Origin of the sequence: Micromonospora sp., from assembly GCF_048594385.1 — a bacterium.
Lineage (GTDB): Bacteria > Actinomycetota > Actinomycetes > Mycobacteriales > Micromonosporaceae > Micromonospora > Micromonospora wenchangensis.
The window spans coordinates 1-2,813 of sequence record NZ_JBMDWU010000475.1 but is presented as its reverse complement, the minus strand read 5'-3'; the positions used below and the strand labels follow the sequence as shown (position 1 = coordinate 2,813).

Annotated in this window: 2 protein-coding genes and 1 pseudogene; all 3 read left to right on the top strand. The window is 73.8% G+C overall.

What is annotated here, in order from left to right:
- Positions 1-11 precede the first annotated feature (11 nt).
- Positions 12-380, top strand: a pseudogene (locus ACOJTC_RS25685) (thiamine pyrophosphate-dependent enzyme); the annotation flags it as partial.
- Position 381: 1 nt separating this feature from the next.
- Positions 382-1,356, top strand: a complete 975-nt coding sequence (locus tag ACOJTC_RS25680; protein ID WP_420118817.1) for an alpha-ketoacid dehydrogenase subunit beta — start codon at positions 382-384, stop codon at positions 1,354-1,356.
- Entirely contained in the window at positions 1,353-2,711 is a 1,359-nt protein-coding gene (locus ACOJTC_RS25675) for a hypothetical protein (RefSeq protein WP_420118816.1), read from the top strand. Before ACOJTC_RS25680 ends, ACOJTC_RS25675 begins: the two co-directional genes overlap by 4 nt.
- Positions 2,712-2,813: the final 102 nt, after the last annotated feature.

The window sequence follows — 2,813 nt, the reverse complement described above, 5'->3', positions numbered from 1 at the left end:
GCCAGGCCTAGGTCGTGGACTGGCAGGACGCGGCGGCGGTCGGGCAGTTCACGGCCGCGGCCGGCGGGGGGAGGCGGGCCGGCGGCGGGCCGGAGCTGGTCGAGGCCCGCACCTACCGGTTCGACGCCCACCACACCTTCGAACACGCGGTACGCCTGGAGTACCGCACGCCGCAGGAGGTGGCCGACGGCCGGTCCCGGGACCCGGTGGAGATCCAGGGTGCCCGGCTGTCCCCGGCCGACCGGGAGGCCGTCGACGCCGAGGTGGAGGCGACCCTCGACGCGGCCGTCGCGTTCGCCCTGGCCGGCCCCGAACCGGACCCGGCCGGTGCGCTGGACCATCTGTACGCCAGTGGGCTGACCGCCCGGGGAGGCTCCTGAGATGCCACGGCTGTCGTACCGCAAGGCGCTGACCCGGGCGCTGACCGACGAGATGACCCGGGACGAGTCGGTGTTCCTGCTCGGCGAGGACATCCGGGTGGGCGCGTCCAACGTCACCCCGGGCCTGCTCAGGCGGTTCGGGCCGGACCGGGTGCTGGACACCCCGCTGTCGGAGCAGGCGTTCACCAGCTTCGCCACCGGGGCGGCGCTGGCCGGGCTGCGGCCGGTGGTGGAGTTCCAGATCCCGTCCCTGCTGTTCCTGGTCTTCGAGCAGATCGTCAACCACGCGCACAAGTTCCCGATGATGACCGGCGGGCAGTGCTCGGTGCCGGTCACCTACCTGGTGCCCGGCTCCGGTTCCCGCACCGGCTGGGCGGGGCAGCACTCCGACCACCCGTACTCGCTGTTCGCCCACGTCGGGATCGTCACCGTGGTGCCGGCCACCCCGGCCGACGCGTACGGGCTGCTGGCCTCGGCGATCCGGCACGACGACCCGGTGGTGGTCTTCGCCCCGGCCGCCGCGCTGGAGGTCCGAGACGACATCGACTTCGCCACCCTCGCCCCGGTGCCGCTGGGGCGCGGGGTGGTCCGCCGGGCCGGCGACGACGTCACCGTGGTCGCCGTCGGGCACCTGGTGCACGACGCGCTGGCCGTCGCCGAGGAGCTGGCCGACCAGGTGTCGGTGGAGGTGTTCGACCCGCGCACGATCTACCCGTTCGACCTCGACGGCCTGCTCGACTCGGTGTCCCGTACCGGCCGGCTGGTGGTCGTCGACGACTCCAACCGGTCCTGCGGCATCGCCGCCGAGATCATCACCTCGGTGCTGGAACGGGTGCCGCTGGTCGCGCCGCCGCGCCGGGTCACCCGGCCGGACGGTGCGGTGCTGCCCTTCGCGCCGGTGCTCGACCGGGCCGTGCAGCCGGGCCGCGAGCAACTCACCGCCGCCATCCAACTGACCATGAAGGACAGATCATGACCGATCCGAACTACCCCTGGCCCGAGCCCGGCCAGGCATGGCGCGAGCTGCCGGAGACGACCCGTACGGCGATGGTGTCCAGCGGGGCCGCCGCCTGGCGGGAGATCTTCTACGGCTGCGCGACGTACAACAAGCAGTGGCGGCTGGCCCGGCCCCCGGTCATGCCGGCGGACGCGTTCCGCGAGCTGAACGAGGTCTGCGACCGGATCGCCCAGCTCATCCTGGACGCCTGCCGGCGGCGGGCCCGCACCGCCGGGGAGCTGCGCGAGCTGCTCGGGGTGCCCGAGGGGGCGACGCGGCTGCTCGACGAGTCCGAGGAGCTGTCCGAGGAGCTGCTCGCCGCCTACCGGCCCGACGTGCTGCTCTCCGGTGGGGTGCCGAGGATCGTCGAGTACAACATCGACAGCAGTCTGGGCGGCGGTTTCGACGCCGACACGGTGGTCCGCCGGTACGCGGCGCTCTACCAGGAGCGGGGCATCCTCGACGGGCTGCCGGTGCGGCCGGCCCCGTCCCTGCTGGACCAGCGGTTCGTGGCGATCCGCGACGGGCTGTCCCTGCCCGACGGGGCCCGGGTGGCGCTGCTGCTCGACTTCGACGCCGACTACCCCGGCCTGGAGACCCCGGACGACTTCATCAAGATCCTCTCTCCGCTTGTCGACCAGGCCCGCCGGTTCGGCATCGACCTGGTGATCGCCCCGGTCAGCACGGCGACCCTGGACGACGCGAAGCGGCTGGTCGTCGGGGGCGCACCGGTCGACGCGCTGTTCCGCCTCTTCGTGCCCAACCGGGTCAGCCCGAGCGCCGGCCTGGACGCGGTGGCCGGGGCGCTGCACGCCGGCACCCTGCCGATGTTCGTCAGCACCGCCGCCTGGCTGCTCGGCAACAAGATCAACTTCGCCTGGCTCTACGAGGACCTGGACCTGCTCTCCGCCGACGACCAGGCCCTGATCCACCGGTACGTGCCGCACACCGTGGCGTTCACCGCCGCCGAGCTGGACCGGGCCCTGGCCGACCGGGAGAACCTGGTGGTCAAGCCGGCCGACGGCTCGGCCGGCCACGGGGTGCTCATCGGCCGGGAGATGGGCGACGCGGAGTGGGCCGAGGGCCTGCGCGCCGCCCTCGACCGGGGCGGCGACATCCTCCAGCGGTACTGGCCCGCCGACCGGGTGGAGATGGACTTCGTCCAGATCGAGACCGGCGAGACGGTCAACGCCGAGGTCCCCTACAGCATCGCCCCGTACCTGTTCGGGCGGACCGGCTCCGGGGCGCTGGCCCGGGTCGGCTTCCCCGGCTGCGACGAGGTCCTCAACCTGGCCCGGGGCGTCCTGCTCACCGGCATCCTCCTCACCGACTGACCCAACTCCCCCCATCCCTCACCCCCCCCCCCCCCCCCCCCACCCCCCCCCCCCGCCCCCCCCCCCCGGGGACAACGAGTGGGGGGAGCCCAGCCGGGCGGG

Excerpts from the sequence above, each read along its gene's own strand:
- ACOJTC_RS25680 (WP_420118817.1), top strand. The coding sequence starts at position 382 with ATGCCACGGCTGTCGTACCGCAAGGCGCTGACCCGGGCGCTGACCGAC.
- ACOJTC_RS25675 (WP_420118816.1), top strand. The coding sequence starts at position 1,353 with ATGACCGATCCGAACTACCCCTGGCCCGAGCCCGGCCAGGCATGGCGC.